This is a genomic window from Lactobacillus sp. UMNPBX6, assembly GCF_002553975.1.
GTDB classification, from domain to species: domain Bacteria; phylum Bacillota; class Bacilli; order Lactobacillales; family Lactobacillaceae; genus Lactobacillus; species Lactobacillus gallinarum.
The window spans coordinates 1-261 of sequence record NZ_PCZD01000147.1; the positions used below are offsets into that span (position 1 = coordinate 1).

Below are 261 nucleotides of genomic sequence, written 5' to 3' on the forward strand. Positions count from 1 at the left end.
GATAAGTCCTGGCCAAGGCTGTTTTCATGCCAACAACACCATCAGAAAGAAAGAGCTCAACTTGCTTTAAGCCTCGGAATTTCATGTTTTGAAGCATCTCTGTCCAGACTTCAATGTTCTCGCTAGGCGCAATGCAGTAGTCAATGACCTCCTTGTGCCCATTAGGCTTGATGCCAATGGCAATATAGACTGCTTCACGCTCAAATGTTTCTCGGCGCAAAGGAAGGTATGTCGCATCCAAATAGACGCAGAAAAACTTGT

Annotated in this window: 1 protein-coding gene; it reads right to left on the bottom strand. The window is 45.2% G+C overall.

The genetic code is table 11. From position 1 onward, the window contains the following. The coding region (locus CP357_RS10055; RefSeq protein ID WP_198995890.1) for a transposase at window positions 1–261 on the bottom strand (261 nt) is incomplete at both ends.